Annotated in this window: 17 protein-coding genes; 1 reads left to right on the top strand and 16 read right to left on the bottom strand. The window is 65.2% G+C overall.

What is annotated here, in order from left to right:
- Positions 1-7: 7 nt before the first annotated feature.
- Positions 8-1,066, bottom strand: a complete 1,059-nt coding sequence (locus FXB38_RS32300) for an amidohydrolase family protein (protein WP_148755013.1) — start codon at positions 1,064-1,066, stop codon at positions 8-10.
- Positions 1,067-1,236: 170 nt separating this feature from the next.
- On the opposite strand from FXB38_RS32300, the gene FXB38_RS32295 reads away from it, so the two are divergent.
- On the top strand, positions 1,237-1,719 hold the full coding sequence (locus FXB38_RS32295; protein WP_148755011.1) for a CinA family protein: 483 nt from the start codon (positions 1,237-1,239) through the stop codon (positions 1,717-1,719).
- Between the two features lie 165 nt (positions 1,720-1,884).
- Here the strand turns inward: FXB38_RS32295 and FXB38_RS32285 are convergent, their stop codons facing one another.
- From FXB38_RS32285 to FXB38_RS32215, 15 genes are all read right to left on the bottom strand, one after another.
- Positions 1,885-2,160, bottom strand: a complete 276-nt coding sequence (locus FXB38_RS32285; protein WP_187435295.1) for a DUF1488 family protein — start codon at positions 2,158-2,160, stop codon at positions 1,885-1,887.
- An 86-nt stretch (positions 2,161-2,246) separates the two neighbouring features.
- On the bottom strand, positions 2,247-2,864 hold the full coding sequence (locus tag FXB38_RS32280; protein ID WP_148755008.1) for a tetratricopeptide repeat protein: 618 nt from the start codon (positions 2,862-2,864) through the stop codon (positions 2,247-2,249).
- Between the two features lie 155 nt (positions 2,865-3,019).
- On the bottom strand, positions 3,020-4,489 hold the full coding sequence (locus FXB38_RS32275) for an AMP nucleosidase (protein WP_148755007.1): 1,470 nt from the start codon (positions 4,487-4,489) through the stop codon (positions 3,020-3,022).
- 165 nt (positions 4,490-4,654) lie between these two features.
- On the bottom strand, positions 4,655-5,989 hold the full coding sequence (locus FXB38_RS32270; protein ID WP_148755005.1) for an HlyD family type I secretion periplasmic adaptor subunit: 1,335 nt from the start codon (positions 5,987-5,989) through the stop codon (positions 4,655-4,657).
- Positions 5,986-7,734 (bottom strand): type I secretion system permease/ATPase, encoded by a 1,749-nt coding sequence (locus tag FXB38_RS32265; RefSeq protein WP_148755004.1) that lies wholly within the window; start codon positions 7,732-7,734, stop codon positions 5,986-5,988. Before FXB38_RS32265 ends, FXB38_RS32270 begins: the two co-directional genes overlap by 4 nt.
- Positions 7,735-8,005: 271 nt before the next feature.
- Entirely contained in the window at positions 8,006-8,275 is a 270-nt protein-coding gene (locus tag FXB38_RS32260; RefSeq protein WP_148755003.1) for a GlsB/YeaQ/YmgE family stress response membrane protein, read from the bottom strand.
- A gap of 239 nt (positions 8,276-8,514) precedes the next feature.
- On the bottom strand, positions 8,515-9,192 hold the full coding sequence (locus FXB38_RS32255; protein WP_148755002.1) for a hypothetical protein: 678 nt from the start codon (positions 9,190-9,192) through the stop codon (positions 8,515-8,517).
- 34 nt (positions 9,193-9,226) lie between these two features.
- Complete coding sequence (locus tag FXB38_RS32250) at positions 9,227-9,805, bottom strand: invasion associated locus B family protein (RefSeq protein ID WP_148755001.1); 579 nt, start codon at positions 9,803-9,805, stop codon at positions 9,227-9,229.
- Positions 9,802-14,406, bottom strand: coding sequence for a beta strand repeat-containing protein (locus tag FXB38_RS32245; RefSeq protein WP_148755000.1), 4,605 nt, complete (start codon positions 14,404-14,406; stop codon positions 9,802-9,804). The genes FXB38_RS32250 and FXB38_RS32245 overlap by 4 nt, the downstream gene beginning before the upstream one ends.
- Before the next feature lie 333 nt (positions 14,407-14,739).
- Positions 14,740-15,618, bottom strand: a complete 879-nt coding sequence (locus tag FXB38_RS32240) for an AraC family transcriptional regulator (protein ID WP_246230298.1) — start codon at positions 15,616-15,618, stop codon at positions 14,740-14,742.
- Between the two features lie 498 nt (positions 15,619-16,116).
- On the bottom strand, positions 16,117-16,359 hold the full coding sequence (locus FXB38_RS32235) for a hypothetical protein (RefSeq protein ID WP_148754998.1): 243 nt from the start codon (positions 16,357-16,359) through the stop codon (positions 16,117-16,119).
- Positions 16,360-16,435: 76 nt separating this feature from the next.
- The gene (locus FXB38_RS32230) at positions 16,436-17,410 is read right to left on the bottom strand and encodes an ABC transporter ATP-binding protein (protein ID WP_148754997.1); all 975 of its coding nucleotides are present in this window, start codon (positions 17,408-17,410) and stop codon (positions 16,436-16,438) included.
- On the bottom strand, positions 17,407-18,822 hold the full coding sequence (locus tag FXB38_RS32225; RefSeq protein ID WP_148754996.1) for an amidase: 1,416 nt from the start codon (positions 18,820-18,822) through the stop codon (positions 17,407-17,409). The genes FXB38_RS32230 and FXB38_RS32225 overlap by 4 nt, the downstream gene beginning before the upstream one ends.
- Positions 18,819-19,016, bottom strand: coding sequence for a hypothetical protein (locus FXB38_RS32220; RefSeq protein ID WP_148754995.1), 198 nt, complete (start codon positions 19,014-19,016; stop codon positions 18,819-18,821). Before FXB38_RS32220 ends, FXB38_RS32225 begins: the two co-directional genes overlap by 4 nt.
- 11 nt (positions 19,017-19,027) lie before the next feature.
- Positions 19,028-20,074, bottom strand: a complete 1,047-nt coding sequence (locus FXB38_RS32215) for an ABC transporter ATP-binding protein (RefSeq protein WP_187435294.1) — start codon at positions 20,072-20,074, stop codon at positions 19,028-19,030.
- Positions 20,075-20,228: the final 154 nt, after the last annotated feature.

Below are 20,228 nucleotides of genomic sequence, written 5' to 3'. Positions count from 1 at the left end.
AGCGGGCTCACGTCAGGCGGGGATAGGTTGCATGCGGATTGTCGATCATGATCTTGCGCACGAGATCGGGGGACAGACCTTGAGGCAGCGCGTCCAGGCCATCGAACTGCCAGTGCGGATAGTCGGTGGAGAATAGGACCAATTCGTCGGACTGCATATGCTCAAACAGGCGAATTAATGTCGCTTCGTCCGGCGGCGCATCAAATGGCTGTAACGAGAAGCGGATGTTGCTGCGCACAATTTCCAGCGGCGCACGATCGACCCAGGGCGTCTCCATCCGTACCCCGCGCCAGAACTTGTGCAGGCGCCAGAGAAAGGGCGAGATCCAGGAGACGCCGGACTCCAGCATCACCATCTTCAGCCGCGGATATTTGGCGAAAACGCCCTCGACGATCAGGCTGGTGAGCTGGGTCTGAAACGCCTGGGCCTGACCGACATAATCCTCGATGTGATAGGAACCCCACCCCACCGCGGTCGGCGGATTGTGATAGGCGGAACCGGCGTGGATCCCGACCGGAAGGTCGTGTCGTTCCGCCGCCTCATAGATCGGCCACAGCGCGCGCTTGCCGAGCGGCGTGTCGCCCATCACCAGCATCAGCACCTGCACGAAGCGCTTGTCCTGCGCGCAGCGCTCGATCTCGGCGACTGCCTTCTCGACGCTTTGCGTCGGGATCACGATCGAGCCGCGCAGCCGGGAATCGCGATCGAGCCATTCCTTCGCGAGCCATTCGTTCAGCGCGCGGCAGAACGCGGCCTGCAAATCTTCCGAGAACACCATCTGCACGCCGTAAAGCGGGTTGCAGATGGCATACGTCAGCCGGAACGGATCGAGCACATGCCGCTGCATGTCCTCCAGGCTTTCGCCCGGCTTGCCATTCTCGGGACGCCAATCGGGCCGCGCCACGATCGGCGAGTTTTTCGGGTAGGATTGCGAGACGAGATCGACCATGCCGCGCGTCGTCACCTGATCGCGCCAATAGTCGTTCAGGTACGGCAGCAGGCTGGTCAGATGCGGCACGGCCGGATGCACGTCGCAATCCACCCCGCCGGCGATCAGGGACGCCATGACGCCTCTCTTCTCACGTTTCCTCGTCGTGTCCTGTTGCGGGCGGCGCTTGGCCGCTTCGCCTTGTCCGCCATTCAAGCAGGCCTGCCCTCCGCCCGCAACTCGGCCAAGGCTTCTGTCATATGCTAGGAAGGCCGGGCTCGGTTGCGAAGGAATAAGGGATGATAGGGATGAAAGAGCTCGTCGGCATTGCGGAACAGGTCGCAGGCAAACTGATCGCGCGCAAGCAGACCATTGCGGTCGCGGAATCCTCGACCGGCGGCCTGATCGCAGCGAGCCTGCTCGCGGTGCCCGGCGCCTCCGCCTATTTCCTCGGCGGCGCAGTGGTCTACACCCGCGACGCCAGGCGCGTACTGATGGATATTTCGGACGAAGGAATGAAGGGCTTTCGTTCCTCCTCGGAGCCCTACGCGAAACTTCTGGCCGAACAGATGCGCGGCCGCTTCAGCTCCGACTGGGGCCTGTCCGAGACCGGCGCAGCCGGCCCGACCGGCAACCGCTATGGCGACGCTGCCGGCCATAGCTGCATGGCGGTCGCGGGGCCCGCGGCTGAGGTGATGACGCTGGAGACGGGCAGCAGCGACCGGTTCGCCAACATGCAGCTGTTCGCGGCGACGGCGCTGAAGTTGTTGCTGAAGAAGCTGGAGGGATAGCTGCCTAGCCGTGCGAGTGAGAATTGAACAGTATCGCCACAAGCACCACTGTCATGCCCCGCGAAGGCGGGGCATCCAGTACTCCGCGGCCTCTCGATTCAATCACGACGGTCTCGGAGTACTGGATCGCCCGCCTTCGCGGGCGATGACACCAGAGTAGCGACCTCACCTTCCCAAATGCCGCGTAAAAATCCGCACCACATAGCCCTTGAATCGCGGTGCCTCGTCGTAAAGCTCTGAGGCCAACCGCTCGATCGTCTCGCGCAGCGACATGAACTGCGCCTGGCGGGCGCTGCTTTCGGTACCCTGCATGCCCGCAAGCTCGTCCATCGCGGCATCGCTGATCTGGCAATGCACGACGTCGCCGTCATTCGTCATGGTGAAGCGGAAAGCCAGACGTTCGAGGTCGTGGCCGATGATCCTGTCGCGCGCCAGCGGCATCCAATTGTCCCGTTCGCACCCCCGAACGGGACAATGCAAAAAATCCGGCGGCTTGTCACCTTGGCCGCAAGACGAACCGCGGCTCTCTAATAGACGAGCGCAGTCCCGGTCGGCTTCTCCAGCGCCGTGGCCAACGATTTGTACTCCTCGCAGTCCGTCCCGCAGATGGCTGCAATCCGGCTCAGATGATAGAGCGCCTGCTCGCGGTTGCCTCGCTCGAGCTGCCACAGCCCGTAATACTGCCACGTCAGGACGTGGTTCGGATCCGCCTTCAGCGCGCGCTCGTACCAGACCTGCGACTGCTCGTAGTCGCCAAGCTTGCGGTAGGAGTAGCCGATGAGGTTGGCGACGTTCGGATGGTCGTCATGGCCAAGCGATTTCAATTGCGCGATCGCGCTCGCATAGTCATTGCGCTCGTAGATGGTGTCATAAGCCACGCGGTAGCCGGTCGCGAATGCGGGATCGTCGATGCTGGACTGGTTGTTGGGTTTCCTGTTCTTTTGTGTGGCCTTTGTTCCCGGCCGCTTCGGATAGGTCGGTTGGGCTGTGCTCGGAGCTGAATAGGTGCTCGCAAAAGGATCCATGCCTCCGCCTCCGCCGCCTCCGCCACCGCCCCCTCCACCACCTCCTGCGGCATATGCCGGGGAAGCCAGCAGTGCCGCAAACGTTCCCAGAGTAACGAACCTGATCATCGTTCCGATCATTTCTGTCTCCTGTCTCGATCCAAGCGGCCCCGGACCAATTGATAACCCTGCGTTGGCTTCGATATTCCGTGGCGCAGTGTTAACGGAGACGTCGACGCTCGTAAGACAGCTCCCCTGTCCTTCCAGGAGAGCTAAGTGCTCTACTGATAAGCGCTCTACTGAAACGCGACTTCGGCAAAGCTGCGCAGCTTGCGCGAATGCAAGCGCTCCGACTCCTGCTGCTTCAGTCGTTCCAGCGCCTTGAGACCGATCTCAAGATGCTGGCCGACGCGGCGGCGGTAGAATTCGCTGGCCATGCCGGCGAGCTTGATCTCGCCATGCAGCGGCTTGTCGGAGACGCAGAGCAGCGTGCCATAGGGCACGCGGAAGCGGTAACCGTTGGCCGCGATCGCGGCCGATTCCATGTCGAGCGCGACTGCGCGCGATTGCGACATGCGGCGAATGACCTCGGGCCCTGATATCTCCCAATTGCGGTTGTCGACGCTGGCGACCGTGCCCGTGCGCATCAGGCGCTTGAGCTCGAAACCTTCCAGGCCGGTGACGTCCTCGACCGCCTGCTCCAGAGCGACTTGCATCTCGGCCAGTGCCGGGATCGGCACCCACAGCGGCAGCTCGCGATCGAGCACGTGGTCCTCGCGCACATAGCCATGCGCCAGCACGTAGTCGCCGAGCCGCTGGGTGTTGCGCAAGCCGGCGCAATGCCCGAGCATCAGCCAAGCATGCGGCCGTAGCACCGCGACGTGATCGGTGACGTTGCGCGCGTTGGACGGACCGGTGCCGATGTTGATCAGGGTGATGCCGCGATAATCGGGCGCGACCAGATGGAAGGCCGGCATCTGTGGCGTGCGCGTAGGCGCGTCTCCGGTGGTCGCCCCGCCAGCACGTGTGATGACGTTGCCCGGCGCAACAAAGGCTTCGAGCCCGGCCTCACCGGACTGAAGCCGCTGCTGACACATCTGCGCGAAGGCATCGACATAGAACTGGTAGTTGGTGAAAATGACAAAGTTCTGGAAATGCTCGGGATCGGTGCCGGTGTAGTGATAGAGCCGGCGCAGCGAGTAGTCGACGCGGGCAGCGCGGAACAGCGACAGCGGCTCGGGCGCACCCGGCTGAAGCTCGAACGTGCCGTCGGCGATCGAATCGTCCATGGCGGCGAGATCAGGCACGTCGAACGCATCGCGCAGCGAGCGCGTAACCGGCGAATTCTCGCTGGTGCTGATGGCGGCTTCGATGTTGATATCGCGGCGATAGGCGAAGTGGATCGGGATCGGCTCATTGGACTCACCGATCTCGACGGGAACGCCGTGGTTCTGGATCAGGAGGCCGATCTGCTCGGTGAGATAGGCGCGGAACAGATCCGGCCGCGTCACGCTGGTCTCGTGCACGCCTGGTCTGGCGACGAAGCCATAGGAGAGACGCGAGTCCAGCCGCGCATACGTCGCGGTGGTGAGGCGGACGAAGGGATAATACGCGCGCACCCGCATCGTGATCGCCTCGCCTGAGACATAGGCTTCGAACCGGTCGCGCAGGAACTTTGTGTTGCGCTCGTAGATCTCCTCAAGACAGGCGACGGCAGGGCCGGCGTCGGTGAAGGATTTTGTGGCGATGGAGGGCGGGGTCTGCATGGTTCGAACGCCGGGTTGTTGGAGGCTTGAGTCGAACTATAGCAAGAATGAAGCCCCGCCGTCATTGCGAGCGCAGCGAAGCAATCCAGAAATCTCGCCGCGGAGGCAGACTGGATTGCTTCGCTACGCTCGCAATGACGAATGAAGATGACGCACTTCCCCGCGTCACTTCTCGCGGAACGCCCGCATGAACTGGTCGTGCAGCGGCTTCAAGAGGTACGACAGCATGGTGCGATCGCCGGTCTGGACGAAAGCTTCCACCGGCATGCCGGGGATCAGCTTGGAGTCGCCGAGCTTGGCGACCTCTTCCGCCGACAGCGAGACGCGGATGGTATAATAGCTCTGGCCGGTGCGCTGGTCGGTGGTCACGTCGGGCGAGACGCGGCTGACGACGCCGGTGAGCTCGGGCGTGGTGCGCTGGTTGAAGGCGGAGAGGCGCAGCAGCGTCTTCTGGCCGATCTGGAGCTTGTCGATATCGACCGGATTGACCTTCGCCTCGACCTGGAGGTCGTCGGCCTGCGGCACGATCAGCATGAGCGCATCGCCGGCAGTGACGACGCCGCCGACGGTGTGCACCGTCGATTGCAGCACCATGCCGTCCTGCGGCGCGCGAATGTCGACACGACGGAGCTGGTCTTCGGCCGCGACCTTGCGCTCGATCAGCTCGCCGCTCTTGTCGTTGGTCTCGCGCAGATCCTTGGAGACCTCGCTCACCATGTCCTTGTCGACCTGGATGATCTGAAGCTCGGTCTCGGTGATCTTGCCCTTGGCCTGCGCCCGTGAGGCGATGTACTGCGCGCGCTCGCCGTTGAGGCGGGCGGAGTCGCGCTCGAGCGTGGTCAGGCGCGAGATCTGCACCAGGTGCTTGTCATAGAGATCGCGCACGCCGATCAGCTCCTGCTGCACCAGCGAGATCTCTTTGTCCTTGGCTTTCTCCTGCGCGGAAAGGCCCTCAATCTCCTCGTTGAGCTGCTGGATGCGCTCGCGGAGCTGGGCCTTCTGGCCGGCACGGCCGTTGACACGGACGTCGAACAACTTGGTTTCGGCAGAGAGCAGCGCCTTGACGTCGGGATCGTCGCCGCGATCGAGCAGCGATGGCGGGAATTCGATCTTGTCGAGACCGCGCTGCTCGGCCTGCAGCCGTGCCGCACGGGCCAGCGCGGCGTCGAGATTCTTGGTGACGATGGCGAGGTTGGCCTTGGTGACGGTGTCGTCGAGCCGCACCACGACGTCGCCGGCCTTGACCACGTCGCCGTCGCGGGCGCGCACCTCGCCGACCACGCCGCCGGTCGGGTGCTGCACCTTCTTGACGTTGGATTCGACCACGATCTGGCCCGGCGCGATCAACGCGCCGGAGATCTGCACCATGGAGGCCCAACCGCCGAGGCCGATGGCCAGCACCAGCACGATCGAGATCCCGAGGACGAGGTGAAACCGGATCGATTCCCGCACCGTCCTGGTCGCGGCGGGCTTTGTGCCGCCGACCGTCATCGTGCTCATGGTTTGGCCACTCCGCCTTCGCTGACGATCTTGATCGGCGCCGGTGGCGCGACGCGGGGCTGGAGCACCTGGGCGAGCACTTTCTCCTTCGGACCGAAGGCCTGCATGCGGCCGTCGCGAAGCACCAGGACCTGGTCGACCGCCTCGACGCCGATGGGCCGGTGCGCCACCACGATGACGATGGCGCCGCGCTCGCGCGCGCTGCGGATCGCGCGGGTCAGCGCCTCGTCGCCTTCGGTGTCGAGATTGGAGTTCGGCTCGTCCAGCACGATCAGGAACGGATTGCCGTAGAGCGCGCGCGCCAGCGCCACGCGCTGCGCCTGGCCTGCGGACAGCGACGTGCCCTGCTCGCCGACTTGCGTATTGTAGCCCTCGCGCATCTTGATGATCATCTCGTGCACGCCGGCTTCCTTGGCCGCGGAGATGATGCCGTCGGACGTCGCCTCCGGATCAAAACGGCCGATGTTCTGCGCGATGGTGCCGCTGAACAGCTCGACGTCCTGCGGCAGATAGCCGATGTGACGGCCGAGCACGTCGGACGACCATTGGTCGAGCGCCGCGCCGTCAAGCCGGACCTTGCCGCGGACCGGATACCAGACGCCGACGAGTGCGCGGATCAGCGAGGATTTGCCGGAGCCGCTCGGCCCGATCACGCCGAGGCCGTTGCCGGCCTCGAGCACAAAATTGACGTCCTGGACGATAAGGCGCTGGTCGCCTGGAGCAACCATCGCCACGCCTTCGACCGAGAGGCGGCTGGTGGGTGCCTGCAACTGGGTCGGCGTCGCCTGCGCCGGCATCTGTTCCAGCAGGCGGCTGAGGCGGTGCCAGCTCTGGCGTGCCGCGACGAAGGATTTCCAATGCGCGATCGCGAGATCGACCGGCGCCAGCGCGCGGGCCGAGAGGATCGAGCCCGCAATGATGATGCCGGCGGTCGCCTCCTGATGGATGACGAGATAGGCGCCGACCGCGAGCACCGCCGATTGCAGCATCATGCGCAGCACTTTTGCGACGGCGCCCAGGCCGCCGGCGACGTCGCTCGCACGCTGATTGCCGGCGAGGTATTTTTCGTTGGCCTCGCTCCAGCGCGCGTTCAGCCGGCCGGCCATGCCCATCGACACCAGCACCTCGGCATTGCGGCGGCTCGACTGGGCGAGATCGTTGCGCTGGGCGGCAAGGCCCATCGCATCCTTCGCCGGCTGGCGGGACAGGAACTCGGTGACCAGCGTCAGCCCGACCAGGATGATGGCGCCGACCAAGGCGGTCACGCCGATCATGACGTGGAAGGCGAAGCAGATGGCGAGATAGAGCGGCAGCCAGGGCAGGTCGAAGAACGCGCTCGGGCCCATGCCGCCGAGGAACGAGCGGACATTGTCGAGATCGCGCAGCGGCTGCAGCCCCTCGTTGCGGCTGCCCACCAGCAGCGGCAGGCGTACGATGGTGTCGAACACGCGTTTGTTCAGGGCCTCGTCGAGCGCGGTTCCGACCCGTCCCAGGATGCGGCTGCGGATCATGTCGAGCACGCCCTGCGCCATATAGAGACCGCCGGCGAGGACGATCAGGCCGACGAGGGTTGGAATGCTGCGGCTCGGCAGCACCCGGTCGTAGACCTCCAGCATGAAGATCGACCCGGTCAGATAGAGCAGGTTGATCATGCAGCTCATGAAACCGACGCCGACGAACGCCGTGCGGCAGGCACGCAGCGCGTCACCGAGCTCTGAACGGCGGAGGCCGGGAACGGCTGCCATCAATCTGATCTCTTTCGGGTAATGGGGCAAACCCCCTGATTTCCAGAGTCCTGATTACAAAAACAAATCGAGGCGTACGCGCCCCGGATTAATATCGGGTTCTCCCCGCATGCAGTGCAATCGAATTAATCCGAGCCTCGCCACATCTACCCAGGACGGCCCAATCCGCAAGTCCGGTATTTCACAGTCTTTGCGGCTTTTTATAGCAAAGACAAGCGCCTCTCCCCAAAGCTCACGGGGAGAAGCGCTTGGTTCCGATCGATCGAACCGGTTAGAGCCGGCCGCCGCCGCGCACCAGCCGCACCACCAGCAGCAGGATGATGGCGCCGATGGCGGAATAGATGATCTCCGAGACCAGCCCGAGGCCGAGATGAATGCCGAGCTTCGGGAACAGGAACGTCGCGACGAACGCACCGGCGATGCCGATCACGATGTCGCCGATGATGCCGAACCCGCTTCCTCGCACGACCTTGCCGGCGAGCCAGCCGGCAACCAGGCCGACAAACAGGATGACGATGAGGCTTTGGCCAGAAATATACATAAGTTGAAGTCCCTCTCCGTGAACGGGCCCATGGAACCGGAACCGGGATGAATGGGGTCTGAATGGTGTTCCCGGAGGGACCGCTCAGACAGGAATCGCGAAAACAACCCCATGCACAGTAGAATGAGCGCGGCCGAAATGGCCCCGGCGAATCGCCATAACCCCATGCCGACGCGACTGATTTTTGTCATGAGGAGCAATCGCTCCTGACATCGGCACGTGCCCCGATTTGGCGGCGGCTACCCGGCTACGCGCAGTGTCGTTACCGCAACACAGGCGTTGCCGAAAGGAACGAGCACCACTTGCGCACCGTTCGGCAGCGCGATCGTCGCGAGACCACCGAGCGCGCCGTTGTGACCGTTGAGCTTGGCGAGCTCGTCGGCAACGATCGAGCAGCTCTCCGTCCGGGGCGTCACCCGCACCAGATTGCCTTCGCAGGACGCTCCGACCGGTGCAGCAAACACGACACCAGCGGCCCGCTGATTGGTGTTGCCCTGGGTGGCCTGGTCGGGTGCAAGCGCGACCAGCGCCTGTACTGAATGCGAATTGCCGGCCTTGGCGTCCCACTGCGACTGCGCGGTGTAGTTGGAGTTCGTCGCGAGACCGCGGCCGAGCGTCCCAAACAGATTGGCGCATGTCACGATGTTGCCCTGCCGCGCATGATCGTCGAACACGGTCGGTTGCTGCCCCGCCTGCTGCGGCGGAGCGGGTGCGGCGGCAGCCGGCGCCGTCTGCGCCTCCTGCGGACGTGGCTTGTGCGGTTGCGGCTTCGCGGCGGGCTTCTTGGCCGGCGCCGGAGCTCCAGGCTGCAACGGTATAGGCTGCGCCTCGGCAGGCTGGACCTGCTGGGCATATCCCACGACAGCGGCTGCACTGAGCGCCGCCATGACGACAACCGCGAAAATCAGGATGGGCATTTTCAGTCGCATCGGCGTATTCATCCTCCTTGTATCATTTCAGTTTCGCCAATACACCGGACAACCCATCCAGCGGCGCCTCCAGTACGATCGGCCCTCCTTGCGGAAGCTGATAGGACACACGGCACAGCGTCGCCGCGCGGATGTGCCGCCTGAGCACGTCGCCGATCGCAACCGTGGCGAAGCAGAAATTGGCGTCGCAGTGATCGGTCTGGGCGACAATTCGGTCCGGGCCATCGCCCATCGCGAGCTCGACATGCGCGCCAACCCCCGCAACTGCGGGAATGCGCATCGTCATCAGCGGCTTGCCGTCGGCGGTCGCAATCAGCGACCAATTGAAGGCGACCGTGCCCTGCGCGTTGACGATTGATTGCGTCACGTTGCAGACCCGACGCCTGGATTTGAGGCTCTCGTCGCAAATCAAGGTCCAGTTCCGGAACGGCTGGATCATCCGCCTGAACTCGCCGAGCGTCTCACCCTCCGGCACCACGACATCCGAAGGCTTGACGGCGTAAGCCGATGGCGGTGCGGGCTGCGCGGATGCGCTCGCCGCCGCCCGAAGCCAGATCACCAGAGCCAGGCACGCCAGCCGCCGCGTCGAGGTCAGGGTCAATTGAGTGTCAGGCTCACGCCGGCGCTGACGCCCCAGTCGCCCCCGGCGGTGGTCGCCGCCGCATTGCTGCGCAGCCGGCCGTTCTCGCTGGTGTAGCCAATGCCGAAGGCCAGCGCGCCCTGGCTGCGCCAGATGCCGCCGCCCGCCGATGCGCTCACCTTGCCGGGCCGGTCGTCATAACGCAGCGACGCGGCAGCCATGCCGATCGCGGCCGCACGCCAGGCGTCCTGCCGCACCTCGCCGATCCGGCCGTTAAGCTGCTCGAAGGCGCTGTTGAGCTGGTTGAGGTTGACCGCATCGGTGCCGGCGACACCCGCCGCCACATTGCCGATCGTCACCGGCGCGCCGCTGCCGCTGTTCAGCGTCAGCTTGTTTGTGGTGTTGCCGGCGCCGTCGGTGTCGTAGCGGATCGAGCTCGACGCCACCGCCTGGAGCTGACTGACATTGACCGCGTCGGTCGCGGCGGAGCCCGCGGCAACATTGGTGACGCGGCGTTCGGCCCCGGACGAGCCGACCGACACTTCGCCCGTCGCCACGCCCGCAACGCTCTTGCCGACGACAGGCGTATAGGCCGCATCGCTCAGATTGGCCGTGGTGGTCGCGTTCGCACCGAGCGCCAGCGAGTTGGCCTGCGTCGCCTTGGCGCCGGCGCCGATCGCGACCGAATTGTCGGCCGACGCGGCGGAGCCGTTGCCCATCGAGATCGCGTTGGCCCCGCTTGCGACCGATTGCGGGCCGATCGCGACGCTCTCGGCACCGGCCGCAGTGGAATCCGCGGCCGTCGAATTGGCGTGGAAATATTTGACGCCGCCACCGCCGCTGCTGATATTGCTGACGGTGGTGTAAAGGCCGTCCAGCGCGACGTTGGTGGCCCAGAGCTGCGAGCCGTTGATCGCATCGGTCGAGGTCGAGGTGATCTGTCCCGCCGCGACGTTGGTGACGGTGCGCTCCGAACCGGCGCTGCCGACGCTGACGGTCGATGTTGGCGCCGTGCCGGCGAAATTGTAGGTGGTGCCGCCGATCGTGGTGCTCGTGGTCTTGACCACCGTCGAGGTGGTCGAATTGGCGCCGAGCGCGACGTCCCCGGCCTGCGCCGTCGCCTTGGCGTTCGGACCGAGCGCAACGCTGGTCGGGTTGGACGTCTGGGATCCCGCGCCGATCGACACCGATTGGACGCCGTTGGCCTGCGCATTGGTTCCGAACGCAATCGAATCGGCGAAGCTGGACAGCGAATTCTGGCCGATCGCGATGCCGCCGGGTGCGGTCTGCTGCACGGTCGCGCCGAAGCCCATGCCGATGCCGTTGTCGCCATTGACCACGGTCTGCGGCCCCACCGCGACCGAATTGTTGCCGACCGCAAGCGAGTCGGCGAGCGTCGAGTTGGCGTGGAAATATTTCGTAGTCGTGGTCGCGAACGACGTCAGCGCGCCGGTCAGCTGCCGCACGGTGACGGCGTCGCTGCTCTGGGTGCCGTCGGCCACGTTGGTGATCTGTCGATAGCTCGTCGCGTTGCCGACCGAAACCGCGCCGAGCAGCGCGAGATCGGTGGTGTTGTAGGGGATGATGGTGCCGCCGATCGTGCCGGAAGTCGGCGCGACCGCGCGGTTGGATATCGACCCCGAGCCGATCGCCACGCCATCGGCAACTGTGGCCTGGGCATTGAAGCCCAGCGCAGTCGCTCCCGCAGCGCTCGCCGACGCCGCAACGCCGGCAGCCATCGAATTGGTCCCAGTCGCGCCGTTATTGTTGTAGTTGGCCTTCTGGGTGCCGCCGTCGTTGACACCATAATAATGCGTCAGGCCGTTGCTGACGACGGTCGAGAGGCTGTCGATCGCGGAGGTAGCGGCCCACAGCTGCGAGCCGTTGATCGCATCGGTCGAGCCGTTGCTGATCCGCCCCGCCGCGACATTGGTGATGGTGCGCTCGTTGCCGACCGAGCCGACGCTGACCGTCGAGAGTGGATTGGTGCCGGCGAAGGCGTAGTTGGTGCCGCCGATGCTGATGCCGGGGGTCCCGACCGCCGTGGTGGTCTGGCTGCCCGAGCCGAGCGCGATATCGTTGGCGTTCGCGGCGGTCGCGCCGTTGCCGATCGACACCGAGCCGCTGCCGGTCGCGGTCGACACCGGTCCGATCGCAACCGAGTTGGTCCCCGCCGCGGACGAATCCGCCAGCGTCGAATTGGCGTGGAAATACTTGATGCCGCCACCGGTGTTGATGTTGTTGACGGTGGTGGCGAGGCCGTCGACGGCCTGGTTTGTGGCCCAGAGCTGCGAGCCGTTGATCGCGTCGGTCGAAGAGTTGCTGATCCGGCCCGCCGCGACATTGGTGATGGTGCGCTCGGCGCCGACCGTGCCGACGCTGACCGTCGAAAGCGGATTCGTGCCGGCGAAGGCGTAGTTGATGCCGCCGACGGTGACGCCGGGCGTGCCGACCGCCGTGGCGGTCTGGCTGCCCGCGCCGAGCGCGACATCGTTGGCGTTGGCTGCGTTCGCGCCGTTGCCGATCGACACCGAGCCGCTGCCGGTCGCGGTCGACACCGGTCCGATCGCAACCGAGTTGGTTCCGACGGCGGACGAATCGGCCAGCGTCGAATTGGCATGGAAGTACTTGATGCCGCCGCCGGTGCTGATGTTGTTGACGGTGGAGGCGAGCCCGTCGACGGCCTGGTTGGTGGCCCAGAGCTGCGAGCCGTTGATCGCGTCGGTCGAAGAGTTGCTGATCCGGCCCGCCGCGACATTGGTGATGGTGCGCTCGGCGCCAAGCGCACCGACGCTGACCGTCGAGTTCGGCGTCGTGCCGGCGAAGCTGTAGGTGGTGCCGTTGATCACGGTGTTCGGCGTGCCGACCGCCACAGCGGTGACGCTGCCGGAGCCGAGCGCGACATCGCCGGATTTTGCCGCCGCCGTTGCGCCGTCACCCAGCGCGATATTGCCCGCAAGACCGGCCGCGCCCGCCGTGGAGCCGTTGCCCAGCGCCACGGAGCCCTGACCGATCGCCTTGTTGTTGTTGCCGATCGCGACGGCGCCGGCGGCCTGATTGGCGGCGGTGGCGGTCGCGGTGCCGTCACTATTGGCGATGTTGTTTGCACCGCCGGTGAAGGCGCCCGTGCCGCTGACGTAACTCGGATCGCCGATCGTCACGGCGCCGTTGCCATAGGCGACGTTGTTCGCGCCGATGGAGACCGCCTGGCCGCCGGTCGCCACAGCATTGGTGCCCAGGGCGACCGCGTTGGCGGAACTGGCCGCGGCATTGTTGCCGATGGCAATAGCGCTGGCCGCCGACGCATTGGCCTGAAATCCCGCGGCAAAGGCATTGACGGCGCCGGCGACGGCGCTAACGCCCGTGGCGATCGAATTAGCACCACTCGACGCCGCGTTGTTACCGATCGCGACGCCGCCTGTCGCCGCGTTGTTGACGATTGCGCCCGATCCGATCGAGACCGCGCCGCCGGAGCTCAGCGCCTGCGCCTGATTACCCAGGGCAACGCCGAAATTTCCTGACGCCGTGGCGAGATTGCCGGCCGCCAGTGAGCTGGTACCCGACGCGACCGACTGGACGCCAACCGCGACGGCGTTGCCGCCGCTCGCGTTGGCAAGATATCCAAGGGATGCGGTGCCGACCGCGGAGGCTTTCGCCCCGTTACCGATGGCGGTGGCTTGATTTGCTGACGCTGCGGCGGACGTACCTAACGCACTGGCTCCCGTCCCCGTTGCGGATGCGCTCGAACCGACGCTGGTCGACCACGCGCCCGTCGCGGTGGCGGTTGTGCCGAGGGCAACAGCCTCGAATGTGAAGCCGCTCGGCGCGGTCCCGCTGGCGTTGGCATTCACGCCGATGGCGATCGGAGAACCGCCACCGGTTCCGGCGCTTGCTTTGGAGCCGACCCCGATGGCCGTGCCCGAACCGTTCGAAGATGAGGCGGTGGAGGACAATCCAATCGCGATCGAGGCACCACCGGAAGCATTAGCCGACGAACCCAACGCAAGGGAACTTGCCCCACTTGCCGTGGTGTTGACACCGAAGGCGCTCGATCCGTCCGCAGTGGCGTGCGCGTTTCCGCCGACCGCGAGGGCATTGACGCCGGTCGCGTTTGCAAAGACACCCATGCCGATCGCATTGAGCCCATTCACAGAGTTGGCATAGCCCACGATGATCGAGCCATCGCCGGTTGCGCTGTTCGCATCGCCGACCGCCAGCGAGTTCTGGCCATTCGCAGTGGTGCTAGTGCCGATGGCCGTCGCATTGGCACCGGCTGCGTGGGCGCCGCAACCAAGAGCAGTGCTGCCTGCGGTTGCAGCAGTAGGACTGGTGCAGTTGGCGGGGTTGCTCAAAACGCCATTGCCGATGGCGACCTGCGCAAACGCCGCCTGTGGAGCCACCATGATCGCCATCACGGCAAGCAGCGCGCCGCCCGCGCCCAGTGACCCGAGCCCCAGCCGGTCGCGCTTCATGCCAAACGCCCGGTGCGCCCGACGCAGCACCGACAGCAGCCGGCGCCGCAGCGAAGTGCTGCCCGCATCGCCCGACGCGATCCAACTCGGCACGAAGCCGGTGCGGCCCCGACGCTTCAGCGATGCGGCTGGAATCTGTGCGACAGCCATGGTGTGCCCCTTTTGTGACAGCTTGTCCAAACGTGGGGCCGCGGCGCCGAAGACCGCACCGAAGCACAGTTCTGTCGGACACCTGTGTGGACGTTCGGAGATGATGGCGCACGGCGCGATCAAGTCCGGTCCTGGCTGATGATGCATCAGACTAAACGAGCGCATCGTGCCACCCAGCGCTCGCCCGGCTGCCATCAAGTTGCCCCCGAGTCGTCATAGTAGAAAAGGATAGACACAATTGGGGCAGCGTCACTCGGCAGCTCGTCCAAATAGCTGGCAGATCGTCTCACAAGTTGAACGATCAGCACGGAACCCGCGCGATCTCCTCACAATTCAACCCGCAATTGATCCGCCGCGCGCCCGTTCGCGCGCCACACGCGGGCTGACGCCGAATTCACGGCGGAACGCGCGCGTGAAATCCGACGCCTGCTTGAAGCCGTGGCGATAGGCGATCTCCTGCACTCGTTTGTCCGCGCTTGCGACTAGTTCCGCATGCGCGGCACGCAGACGCCTGCGCATGATGTAGCCGGCTACGCCGCCGACGCTTTCGAAGGCACGGTAGAGGTTCGAGCGCGAGACCCGCAATTGTTCCGCCACGCGATTCGGCGTGAGGTCAAACTCGCCCAGATGCGCCTCTATATACTCGCGGGCGCGCTCGAACAGGATCGATTCGATGGCGCCTCGTCCCTGCTCCTGCCTGGTGCCGGACAGCTCGATACATGCGGCGATCATGTTCGCCGTCGCACGCCCGGCCTGCCTCAGCTCGTCCGATGACAACTGGATGACTCGCATTTCGAGCCGATCCAGATAATCGGCCAGCAGCTCGATCAGATTGCCGCTCAGGATGGTGTTGCAAACGCTGTCGAGCTGCTCCGTCACGCGCTCGAATGCGTCCCGCCGCATGCCAATCACCAGACCCTCATAGTCCGAGATGCGGCCGCGAAAATCGTCGTCGAGCGAAATGATGAACATCGCTCCAGGCCCGGCATGGATTTGCCGCTCGCCGGTCTCGAACCAGGCTTCTCCCGAGCGCACACGGAACAACCACCAGATATCGACCGGGGATGGCACGGAAACGCGCGCGAAGGTTTGAGCAGCAAACCGTCCGGACGTAAACACGACATCTGCCATGTTGCAGGTCAGGTATTCAACTTCGAATCCCCGTGCGGGATCGTGGCCATCCGATGGCGCGACCTCGAGCAACGAGGCCATGCGCGTTTTCCAGACGTCAAACTGTTCCGGCGCTGGATAGGGCCGGGTCGAGAACAGCCGCGGCGGCGCCGGCGCTCTATCCCTGACGTCCCGGGGTTCGCGTGGCAGGGGAACTGGTTCCAGGAGCCTTGCTGCGCTCGCGGGCCTGCGATCATCTTGTTGCATGTATTTTCGCCTCCGCTGCGCGACGAACGTCCGCCCAACGGAAGCGCATTCCCCAAAGATTATGTCGCCTGCGTCTGACAGGACCGGCGAATTTCAACGAGATAAAGGAGCGGCATCCCATGCGGGACATCATCTGTTTACGCCGGACGCTCCTGATAGGGCTGATGCAGGTTCCGGCCGCAGTCGTGGTCACACATGGCATTCATCATTGTCGCGTCGCTGCCGTATCCGCTCGGAAGCTTCGTCCCGATTCGGTCTGCCTGATCTAGAGAACAATCTGGGCGAGAACCAGAGAGCCGGCAACGCGCGTCGTGAAGAAACTCAAAATTGACTTCATGCGATGCCGTTGGGCAACGTATCCTCGTACGATCTTCCTAAAATTTTCTCGATTCCAGCGCAGAGGCGAAAAGCATGGCGCCACAGAGGAACGATCTCAGCACGATCGGTGGTGGCGAAATCCACGCAAGCGATCTCGTTGTCGACGCGTGAGTATATTTGCCTATTGATGCGGCAATCCATCGCATCGCACGCGAAACCAATCCGTGCGACGCGCGTGCCGCATGATGCGGCACTCATAGACAATTCCCCCGCCCGGTTAAGTTCGCCACGAATACTCTGTTGGCCAGTCGACTACGGCCGGAGCAGCAGCTTGCTAGTTCGCGGCCACCGCCTCCGCCAGCACGCACCGTGCCGCTCGGCCCGGCGCAACCTCCACATTCGCAGGCAATTGCGCGATGCAGCGCGGCTGCGCCACGGCGCAGCGGGGGGCGAAGGAGCAGTTGTGGGGCATTTCGGCCAGCGATGGCGGGGTGCCGGGGATGGTCTCGAGGCGCTGCCCCCGCTTGGCGCCGTGGATGGTCGAGGCGAGCAGGCCCTTGGCATAGGGATGGACCGGGGAGCGGACGATGTCGCGCAGGCTGCCCTGCTCCACGATCTGGCCGGCATACATCACCGCGACGCGGTCGCAGATCTCGATGGCAACACCAATGTCGTGGGTGACGAAGATGACGGACATGCCGAACTCGCGTTGCAGCTCGCGCAGCAGCAGCAGGATCTGGATCTGCACGGTGGCATCGAGCGCCGTGGTCGGCTCGTCCGCGAGCAGGATTTTTGGCCGGCAGGCGAGCGCCAGCGCAATCATCGCGCGCTGGCGCATGCCGCCGGACATTTCGTGCGGATAGGCATCGAGCCGCCGCTTGGCAGACGGGATGCGCACGACCTCGAGCATCTCGAGCGCACGCGCCGTGCCCTCCGCATACGACTTGCCCTCGTGGCGCACGACGCTCTCGGCGATCTGCGCGCCGATGGTGTAGACCGGGTCGAGCGCCAGTGCCGGCTCCTGAAAGATCATCGACACGGTCTGGCCGCGGAACGACGACAGTTCCTCGTCGTTCATCGCGAGCACGTCGCGGCCCATGACGTTGACCTTGCCGGAAATCTGCGTGCGCTTCTTCGGCAACAGCCGCATCAACGCGCGCAGCGTCACGCTCTTGCCCGAACCGGATTCGCCGAGCAGGCCCAGCACCTCGCCATCGCCGAGCGAGAGATTGAGATCGTTCACGGCATAGACCGTGCGCTCGCCGGTGAAGCGGATGTTGAGGCCTGAGATCTCGACGAGCTTTGTCATGACGGCAGCTTGGGTACCCGGTCGTGATAGTCGGTGACGCGCTGGAAGGCGGCACCGATGGTGAGCAAGGTCGCTTCATCGAAGGAGCGGCCGATCAGCTGCATGCCGACAGGCAGGCCACTCCTGGTGAAGCCGGAGGGAACGGTGAGCGACGGCAGGCCCAGAAAATTCACCGGACGGGTGAACAGCGTCAGCCGCTGCAACAGCGCCGGTGCGTTCGGCCCGCCGCCGACGTCGCTCTCCTCGATGGTCGGTGCAGGCACCGGAGATGCCGGTGCGATGATCGCATCCACACCAGCGGCCGCGGCATTGTGGGCGGCGAGTGCCGGGCCGCGCCAGCGCATCGCCTCGAGATAGGTGATGGCGGGCACGGCGAGACCGTTCTGCAGCCGCATCAGCACCTGCGGACCATAATCCTGCGGACGTTCGATCATCCAGCGCTTGTGGAAGGCGGCAGCTTCCGCCGCGAGCACGAGCTGGCTCGCCGCGGACAATTGCCGCTGGTCGGGCAGCTCGACTGTGAGGATGTCGGCGCCCTCGCGCTTGAGCACCGCGATGGTCTCGTCCAGCACGCGCGCGACCTCACTGTCGAGATCGTCGACATAGAACGAGGCGGGCACGCCGATCTTGAGGCCCTTCAGCGAGCCTTTGGTTGCCGCGACATAGTCCGACAGCGGCTCGTGGCTTGCGGTCGAATCCTCGGGGTCGGGACCGGCCATCAGCGCCAGCAGCAGCGCGCAGTCCTCAGTGGTGCGCGCGAGCGGGCCGACGGTGTCGAGCGATTGCGACAGCGGCATCGCGCCGGCGCGGCTGACGCGGCCGACGGTGGTCTTCAGACCGGTGACACCGCAGAAATGCGCGGGCATACGGATCGAGCCGCCGGTGTCGGAGCCCAGCGCCGCATAGGTCAGCCGCGCTGCGACCGACGAGCCGGAGCCTGACGACGAACCACCGGTGATATGCGCGACGTTCCAGGGATTGCGCACCGGGCCGTAATGGGCGTTGTGGCCGGTCGGGCCATAGGCGAACTCGGCCAGATGCAGCGTGCCGAGGCGAATCTGGCCGGCGTCCTTCAATCGCTGCAAGGCGGTGGACGTCACGGTCGGCACGAAATCGCGGCGGATCAGCGAGCCGCAGGTCGAGACGTGGCCTGCGTCGTAATACATGTCCTTGTGCGCGAGCGGCACGCCATGCAAGGGACCTCGGACCTCGCCTTTGGCGAGCGCGGCGTCGGCGGCATCGGCCGCCTTCAACGCAGCTTCGGACTCGATCGACATGAAGGCGTTGAGATGCGGCTGCCACTGCGCGATGCGATGCAGCAGCGCGCGCGTCACCTCATGCGAGGACACCTGCTTCATCGCGATCGCGCGCGCGACCTCGGTGAGCGTCATCAAGGCAGGCTCGGTGCTCATTTCGACACCTTCTGCGTCTGCGCGAGCGGATAGAGCGCGGGCTCGAGGTCGAACGGCAACGTGCCGGCGATGGCGGCAAAGCCTTCGAAGGCCGGTCCAATGGAATTGGAGATGCGCGTCGCGATCTCGTCGTTCACGGGAATACCGGCGACTTGTGCCGTCGCCTGGATCTCTTTTGTCGTCGGTCTCGTCATGCGGTTTCCTCTCAGGGCGCGCGGCTATGGCCTGAACCCGGAATCGCCATGTAGCACGCGGCCTCGTGGCCCATATTATCCAGCGCGGTGAGCTTTGGTGCAGCAATTGCGCAGAGCGGCTCCGCAAACGCACAACGGGTGTGGAAGCGGCAGCCCGCGGGCGGATCGATCGGATTGGGTGGATCGCCCGTGATCGGCGGCTGCTCGGTGCGCCTATCAGGATCGGAGGACGGCATCGCGGCCAGCAGCGCGCGCGTATAGGGATGCGCGGGCGCGTCCCAGACCTGGTCGACGGGGCCGAGCTCGACCACCTCGCCGAGATACATCACCAGCACGCGGTCGCTGATGTAGCGGACGACGTTGAGGTCGTGGCTGATGAAGAGATAGGTCAGGCCGAACTCGCGCTTGAGATCGGCCAGCAGGTTAAGCACCTGCGCCTCGACGGATTTGTCGAGCGCGGAGACGGCTTCATCCAGAATCACGAGCCGCGGCGAGAGCGCGAGCGCGCGGGCGATGTTGACGCGCTGGCGCTGGCCGCCGGAGATCTCGTGCGGATAGCGGTTGGCGAAATTTGCGGGCACCAGGCCGACTTTGCCGAGCAGCTCGCGCGCCAGCGCACGCGCGGTGCCATCGGCCATGCCATGGACCTTGGGGCCGAACGCGATCGATTCCTCGATGGTCAGGCGCGGATTGAGCGAGGCGTAGGAATCCTGGAACACCATCTGCATGCCGCGGCGGAGCTCGCGCAGCGACAGCGACTGCCCGACGGACATGCCGTCATAGATGATGTCGCCGGCATCGCGCGGCATCAGGTGCATCAAGAGGCGCGCGGTGGTCGACTTACCGCAACCGGACTCGCCGACGATGCCGACCGTCTCGCCCTTGGCGATGGAGAAGGAGACATTGTCGACGGCGCGCACGGTACGTTTCGCGGCGAACAGCCCACCACGTACCGGAAAATGCTTGGTCAGGCCGTTGACCTGGAGCAACGGCTGCGCGACGCCGCCGACGTCCTCGACCGGCTCCAGCATGGCAACGGAGGTGCTGGTGTCGCTCATGCCCGCGGCCTCCTGCCGCTCCCCGTCGGAGCAAGGCCGTCACATATGGCCCGTACTAAAGCCTCCACGCCGTCATGGCCGGGCTTGTCCCGGCCATCCACGCCTTGCCACACGGGACGAAGAACGTGGGTGCCCGGGACAAGCCCGGGCATGA

This window comes from Bradyrhizobium cytisi, from assembly GCF_008123515.1.
Lineage (GTDB): Bacteria > Pseudomonadota > Alphaproteobacteria > Rhizobiales > Xanthobacteraceae > Bradyrhizobium > Bradyrhizobium cytisi.
Note: the sequence above shows the minus strand (reverse complement) of the source record. Positions and strands in the feature narration are given on the sequence as shown.